6 protein-coding genes and 1 pseudogene are annotated in these 6,942 nt (G+C 63.3%); 3 read left to right on the top strand and 4 right to left on the bottom strand.

Features of this window, described 5'->3' with window-relative positions; all coding sequences use genetic code 11:
- Positions 1 to 1,699 (bottom strand): annotated as a pseudogene (locus CTA01S_RS15615) (DUF11 domain-containing protein); the annotation flags it as partial.
- A 20-nt stretch (positions 1,700 to 1,719) separates the two neighbouring features.
- Here CTA01S_RS15615 and CTA01S_RS16685 point away from each other — a divergent pair.
- Positions 1,720 to 1,896, top strand: a complete 177-nt coding sequence (locus CTA01S_RS16685; protein WP_157451403.1) for an integrase core domain-containing protein — start codon at positions 1,720 to 1,722, stop codon at positions 1,894 to 1,896.
- Positions 1,897 to 2,098: 202 nt separating this feature from the next.
- On the opposite strand, the gene CTA01S_RS15605 is transcribed toward CTA01S_RS16685, so the two are convergent.
- Positions 2,099 to 3,595: an IS5 family transposase gene (locus CTA01S_RS15605; RefSeq protein ID WP_084362505.1), complete on the bottom strand. Its 1,497-nt coding sequence runs from the start codon at positions 3,593 to 3,595 to the stop codon at positions 2,099 to 2,101.
- A gap of 255 nt (positions 3,596 to 3,850) precedes the next feature.
- Between CTA01S_RS15605 and tcmP the strand changes: the two genes are divergently transcribed.
- Together tcmP and CTA01S_RS15595 are read left to right on the top strand one after the other, a co-directional pair.
- Positions 3,851 to 4,528 (top strand): three-Cys-motif partner protein TcmP, encoded by a 678-nt coding sequence (gene tcmP, locus CTA01S_RS15600; protein ID WP_084362503.1) that lies wholly within the window; start codon positions 3,851 to 3,853, stop codon positions 4,526 to 4,528.
- A 63-nt stretch (positions 4,529 to 4,591) separates the two neighbouring features.
- On the top strand, positions 4,592 to 5,572 hold the full coding sequence (locus CTA01S_RS15595; RefSeq protein WP_062196790.1) for an IS5 family transposase: 981 nt from the start codon (positions 4,592 to 4,594) through the stop codon (positions 5,570 to 5,572).
- Between the two features lie 116 nt (positions 5,573 to 5,688).
- Here CTA01S_RS15595 and CTA01S_RS15590 read toward each other — a convergent pair whose 3' ends face one another.
- Both CTA01S_RS15590 and CTA01S_RS15585 read right to left on the bottom strand, forming a co-directional pair.
- Positions 5,689 to 6,435, bottom strand: a complete 747-nt coding sequence (locus CTA01S_RS15590; RefSeq protein ID WP_062196789.1) for a DUF5131 family protein — start codon at positions 6,433 to 6,435, stop codon at positions 5,689 to 5,691.
- Positions 6,436 to 6,450: 15 nt separating this feature from the next.
- Positions 6,451 to 6,786 carry a helix-turn-helix domain-containing protein gene (locus CTA01S_RS15585; protein WP_062196788.1) on the bottom strand — a complete coding sequence of 112 codons (336 nt, stop codon included), beginning with the start codon at positions 6,784 to 6,786 and terminating at the stop codon, positions 6,451 to 6,453.
- Positions 6,787 to 6,942 lie beyond the last annotated feature (156 nt).

The raw sequence follows: 6,942 nt of genomic DNA, 5'->3' as shown, positions 1-6,942 counted from the left end.
GGACATCGCCGGCCGATACGGGGTCCGGAGTCACGGTCTTGATCACCCGGACATCGGCGCTGTCGCCTGGCGCGCTGCCGGTGACGGTGTAGGTCGTGGTGTCGTTGGCGGGGTTGGTGTCTGGAATGTTAGGGTTGGGCGAGCTCACCGTCATGCTGTTGACGATGCTGCCGGTGGCGGTGGCGGTGGTATTCAGCGTGACAGCGGGTGTGGTGGCACCGGCAGCGAGCGGAGAGGATGCGGTGTAGGCGCGCTGGCAGGTGATGGTCGCCGGCCCCGTCACCGACGCAGCCGGCGTGCACGACCAGCCGTTCAGCGTGTAGCTGTTGACTGTAAGCCCGGCCGGCAGGTGATCGGTCATGACGAGCGTGCCGTAGAAGCCGGCATTGCCGACGTTGGTCACGCTGATGTTGTAGGTGTAATTGTTCCCGACCACGACCAGTGGCGGATTGGGACCCGATTTGTTGGCGCGCAGATCGACTGTGGGCGCATTGATCGTGGCGCCGCCGTCGGTGGCGGTGTTATTGGTGGGATTGGGGTCGCTCGGGCCGCTGCTGGCAATGCTCGCGCTGTTGGTCGGGTTGCCTGGGCTTGCCGCCGTGACCGGAATCGAAATGTTGCCCAGCGGCACATTGCCGCCCGCGCCGCTGCCGGCAGGTTTGGTGCAGGTCACGGTCTGGCCCGACACCGAGCAGGTCCAGCCGTTTTGCGGGCTTGCGACCGTGCCAATGCTGTAATTGGATGGAATCGTGTCGGTGATCGTCAGCCCAACAGGAGAGTCGCCGGTATAGGACGGGGAAAGCGTGAACGTAACCGGCTGCCCGACCAGCAACGAACCGGACGGCGCACGTGACTTGGTGATACGCACATCGCTGCCGGCAGTGACCGTGGTATTGAAAGTGGCGGTGTTGTTGCCGGCGACCGGATCGCTCGGCGTGCCGCCGCCGACACTGCCGCTCGGTGTGAGCGTGGAGCCCGAAGCCGCGGCGATCTGGCCGGTGAACATGCGCGTCACGCTCGCCCCAACGGCCAGCGGGCCGGCGATGGTACAACTGTAGGTGCTGCCGGCAAGCGTGCAGCCGGCGGGCGGCGTCACGCCCACCAGCCCGGTGGGCACGGGAAAACTAAGGACGACATTGCTCGCCGGGTCCGGTCCGTTGTTGGTCGCGGTGAAGGTATAGCTCACCGTACTGCCGGATGCCGCGCTCGCCGGCCCCGACAGAGCGAGCGCAATATCCGCCCCGGCGTTGACCGTGGTCGTCTCGTTGTCGACGTTGTTACTGCCGTCGTCATCGCCCGCCGTCGGGACCGATGCCCCCAAGGCCACCGTACCTTGCGCCGTGGTGTGAATCGTGACGGACACCGTCGCCTCATCGCCGGGGTTTCCTGCGGCCGCGAGCGCAGGAACGCTGCACGTCACAGGCCCCGTGCCGGTGCAGGTTAAGCCGGTGGCGCTGACGAAACTCGTCGTCGGCGGGATGCTCAACGTGAGCGTGGTGGGCGGTGCGGCACTGGTGCCGTTGTTCGACACCCGCACGGTATAGGTGATATCACCTCCAGCCGGCACCGGATCAAAGCCGGTATCACTGTTGTTAACGACCCAATCGACTCCGGCGTGCGCAGCTCCTGCACCGAGCAGCCCGATCAAGGCGAGCGTTCGCACAAATCGACTGAACTTCCTGCAGTCCGCATGACTCATTGTGACTCCGCTGTGAATTGATGCCTCGGCAATCAGAAGTGTACCTGCAAGCCTACGAGGCGGTGAGCGCTGCACGCTCAGACCTGGACACCTACATCGACTGGTACAACCGCGAGCGTGTGCATTCGCGCATCGAGGACCGCACGCCCGAGCAGGCCTACTGGGCGCTGCTGCCCGAGCTGGCCGTGGCTGCCTAGAATGAAAATCCCGGTGCGCCCCGAGTTGCCCACCGCGTCGGTCGGTTCGTCGCACAGCGACCACCGCCGCCGTGGACAACTCTGCACCTCTTCAACCCGCACGCAGTCTCTTTATCTCTCGGGGTAAATCTGTTCAGACAAGCGGGGCCACTTCTATCCTTTTACTGGACTGAATCCGTAGTCGGCCCTGAAATATTCGTTTTCAGCCAGCGGTCAGTCGTGGTGCCGGCTCTCTGATTGCGTTGACGGCGAGGTTGCGCAGCATGCGAGGCCAGTTGGGCGATAGGGCTGCGGCTTGGCACAGGCGCAAATAAAGCCGCCGCAAGAAGGGCACCCCCTTCTTGGCAATCATCCGAAGCAGCCAGCGGATGTTGTAGCCCGCCGCGCACAGCACCGCGTGCAGTCTGTCCCCTTGTTCGCCTTTGAGATGGCACCGATCCATGCGGTGGTCCGCCTTCAAATGCCCGATGATCGGCTCGATCGCCTGGCGCCTCTTGAGCAGCTTTCTCTCCTGGGTCGTGAGCGTCTTGTACTTGCCCCGGTGCTTGATGGCCACCCCTGGGTTGTCCGCATCCACGCCCCGGTAACCCAGGTCCACATACGCCGTGGCGGGCTTCACCCCCGTGTCTTGCATCAGGATGGCTGCCTGCTCCAGCTGGGTGCTCAGCGTGTGGCCGTCGTATGGGTTGCCGGTGAACGCCCTGGCCCCCACGATCAGGTTGTGCTTCAAGGTCGCGGCAATGCCCACCTTCACCCCGAACTCGTAGGGCGTCCTGCTCTTGCCCTTGGCAATGCACTCCACTTCGGGAGCGTGCCAAGCGTAGAGCTTGGATGATCCGCTGGTGTTCTTGCGGCTGCGCGATTGATCGGCAATGCGCTGCGCCTTGCCCAGCACACCGTCCAAGGCTTGGCGCACCGCTGTGCTCAACCCATTGGCCTTGCGCTCGATCTCACGCACCAGGCGGCCCACCACCGTGCTCTGGCGCTTGATCACGCGGCGCATGCGCTTGAACTGTCTGGCGTGCGCGTACCGCCCGGCCTTGAAGCGCAGCAGCTGGCCCTCTTTGGCGAAGGTCTGCTTGAGCTCGATGCCAACTCCTTGCGCGGCTTCCACCAGCTTGGCACGCGCCGTCTCCAGAAGCTTGGAGTCCGTGGGGTGCGCCACCGCCTTCTCCTGCACGGTGGAGTCCACCACCACGGTGGCCAGCGCGGACGCTGGAATCAGCTTGAGCGAGACGGCCAGGTTCACGGTCTGCGCCAGCAACTCCTCCACGCCTTCTTCGCCCAGCAGGCGGCGGAACTTGACCAGGGTGGTGGCGTCGCAGGGCAGGCGGGGTTCAAAGTAGGCCTGACCCGAGAAGAACTGGAAGTTGGGCGAATCGCTCCAACGCTCGACCACGGCCTCGTCGCTGAGGTTGAACGCGTGTTTGAGGTACAGCAGCGCGATCATGGTGCGCAGGGGCACGCGCGGGCGCCCGGCGTTGGACTTGCGGCCCACGGGCGCTGGCGCTTCACCGAACAGGTCCAGATCGGGCAAGGACTCACCGGTGTGTGCGCGGCGGGAGAACAGATGCGCCACAGAGGCTTCGATCTGCTGCCACGGCATGCGCGAGGCCAACACCGCCAGCGAATGGCGCAGGTCGATCATGTGGTCCAGGCGGGCGCGAAAGAAGTCGTCGGTGGCAGCATCAGCAAACATCAAAATCTCCCAGAAACTGATCGCTATTGAAATTCAAACTGGGAGTTCTGGGTATCCGTGATCACCCCGAAACATAAGCATTCATGCGGGCGTCAGGGGTTTTGCAGGAGCGACTCCGTAAGTTTACCAGACCGTTGAAAAAGTACTCTTCGAACGCACCAGGGGGGCTGCTTTCGAAGAAGTCGGCCCTGCAAAACGCCCTCAAGCCGCATAGACACTGAGTTGGTGAGGTGATGTTGCGGGGGCGCTACGTATATCGACCTCTTCTGCGGGCCAGGCAGGTGCCAGGTCAGGGAGACTGGGGAGTGGATTGACGGTGGCGTTGTTGCCGCGTGGAAAAAAAGCTGTGAAGGCGGAGCACCCTTCACGCAGATCTACATTGCCGACCTCGATGCACAACGGCGGCGGGCGGCCGCCGAACGACTGCGACGGTTGAATGCACCGGTCATTGAAATTGATGGGGCTGCCGCGCAAGCTGTGAAAGAAATCGTCACGCAGCCTAACACCACCCATGCTCTGAATCTGGCTTTCCTTGATCCGTTTGACCTGGCCAACCTGAGCTTCGACATCATCGTCGCGTTAGCCAGCCTGAAGCGAATCGACATGCTGATTCACGTCAGTCAAATGGACTTGCAGCGGAATGCGGTTTCCTACGCGATTGCCGATGAATCTGCCTTCGATTCCTTTGCGCCGGGATGGCGGGACAAGGTGGCCCGAGGCCAATCGCAGCAAGCATTGCGGCAGCAGGTCCTCCAGTATTGGCGAGGAAAGGTCGCAGACCTCGGGGTGTGGCCATCCACCGAGATGAGGCTGCTCAAGGGCGGGAAGAATCAGCCTCTATATTGGCTGTTGCTAGCAGCGAAACACGAGCTCGCACACAAGTTCTGGGCAACCGCGTCCAATGTGGAAGGCCAGGGTAAGTTCGACTTCTAAGGAAGGTCTGAACAACTCCGCCCCATTGCGCGACAATGCCTCACCGTGATCGGGGTGAGTGCGATGCAGCTGTCGTTCGGTGATGCCGAGGGTCTGGGGAGCCGCAAGCGCACGCGGCGCGAGGTGTTTTTGGCGGAGATGGAGCAGGTGGTGCCGTGGCAGGCGCTGCTGGCGCTGATCGAGCCGCACTACCCGAAGATGGGCCGTCCCGGTCGCCAGCCCTATCCGTTGGCGACGATGCTGCGCATCCACTTCCTGCAGCAGTGGTATGCGCTCAGCGACCCGGCGATGGAAGAAGCCTTGTACGACACGCCGGTGATGCGCCGCTTCGCGCAGTTGGGCGGGCTTGCCGACATCCCGGACGAGACGACGATCCTCAACTTCCGCCGGCTGTTGGAGACGCACGGGCTGGCCGAGAAGCTCTTCGAGCAGGTCAACGCCCATCTTCAGCGCAAGGGCCTGAGCCTGCGCAGTGGCACGATCGTGGATGCCACGATCATCAGTGCGCCGAGCTCGACCAAGAACAAGGCGGGCGAGCGCGATCCGGCGATGCACCAGACCAAGAAGGGCAACCAGTGGTTCTTCGGGATGAAGGCGCACATCGGCGTGGATGACGCGTCCGGTCTGGTGCACCACGTGGAATGCACGGCGGCGAACGTGGCCGACGTGACGCAGGTGTACAAGCTGCTGCACGGCCGGGAAGACACGGTGTGCGGCGACAGCGGCTACACGGGTGCCGAGAAGCGCGAGGAGCTGCAGGACGTGGACGCTGGATTCCTGATCGCGGAGAAGCCGTCGAAGCTGCGTGCGATGAAGAACGAGCGCGAGCGGCGCTACGCCGAGCGGTGGGAGCGCTACAAGGCCAGTCTGCGGGCGAAGGTGGAGCACCCGTTCCGGGTGATCAAGCGGCAGTTCGGCTACACGAAGGTGCGCTACCGCGGCCTGGCGAAGAACGCGGCGCAGGTGCTGACGCTGTTCGCGCTGTCGAACCTGTGGATGGCGCGCCGGCGTTTGTTGCCGACGACGGGAGCAGTGCGTCCGTAAGGCGGGGAAACCCGCCAAAAACCGCCCTGCACGGGCGAAATCCGGCTCGAAAGCGACGCCAGGCCGGCGCCACGATGCCGCAATCCGGGCGGCAGAGCGGGTTGTTCAGACCTTCCCTAAGCGCAAGTCATCGCTTCCGGGTACTCGTCCCACGTGCGGCCCCGGAAGATGCGGCCGTTCGCCTTCTTGTGGCGCTTGACACCGTCGGCACCCCAGCCGCCCCATTGCTTGAAAAAGAATGCCGCACCAGCGGCCTCGGCCTGGGCCTGTAGGTTCGCCACCCATTCTTCTCGCATTGGCCGGGCTTTGTGCCCGGACTCGCCACCGACGATGACCCAGTGAATGTCGCGCAGGTCGATCCGCCCGAGGTCTTCCAGCAGCGGCTCGACGGACAAGAATCGAATGTGCGTATCTACTTTGCGCAGGTGTGCAATGCGCGGAACACCGTACTTCTTGTCTTCGACCGACACCCCAAGCCAAACATTTCTCGGGCAGGCACGGCGAGCAAAATACTCCGGTAACCGTTCCGCTCGCTTGGTGAGGATCTGGTACGTGTGGTGAGGGGTGCGCTCGATGATCGAGAACACACGATCCAGGAAGGCGTCCGGAACGGCCTCGTGGAACAGATCGCTCATGCTGTTGACGAAGTACGTCGTCGGCTTTTTGCGTAGCAGTGGCTGTTCGAGCCGGCTCTCATGCAAGGTGAGCTTGAACCCGTTCTCGTAGCCAGGCGCACCCATGGCGTGGAGCCTGCGCGCCATCACTTCCGCGTAGCAGTTCTTGCACCCCGGTGAAACCTTGGTGCAACCGGTGGTCGGGTTCCACGTCTGCTCAGTCCACTCGATGGTCGATTGAGTCGCCACGTCAGCCTCCAGTGATCATTGAGGCGCAGCACGCGTAACGCGAGTCTGCGTGTGTTCGGACACAAAGGCATCCACCAACCGAGATAGCGCCAAGCGCGCCTGCCGCAGGTCGGGGTCCGCCAGGGCGGCGCGGATGCGTTCTGCCAGTTGGTCGGCGGTGGGGGCGTCTTCCGCCTTTGCCGCATGCACCAGCTGCATGCACTGCTCGATCACTCGGATCGGCGGGCTTGCCTTCCCGCTCTCGTAGCGGCTCACGGAGGACTGTTTCACGCCCAGGAAGGCAGCGAACTCCTTCTGGCTGCGCCCGTTGCGAGCGGCCCTGACCAGTTCTCCAACGCTGGTGATCGCCATTGCCTTAGCCGTTGATGCGTTAAGAGCATAATCTATCACGTCAATGCACGTAGCGCATACACGGCCATACTCCCGGATCTGTTACCCGTGCACGAGAAGACGCGCCTCGGCTTCCCGTCGAGCAACAAGTCCTGGCAATACCCTCCCACCGCCGTG

This window comes from Caldimonas taiwanensis NBRC 104434, from assembly GCF_001592165.1.
Taxonomy (GTDB): domain Bacteria; phylum Pseudomonadota; class Gammaproteobacteria; order Burkholderiales; family Burkholderiaceae_C; genus Caldimonas; species Caldimonas manganoxidans.
This window is presented reverse-complemented; position numbering and strand designations above follow the sequence as displayed.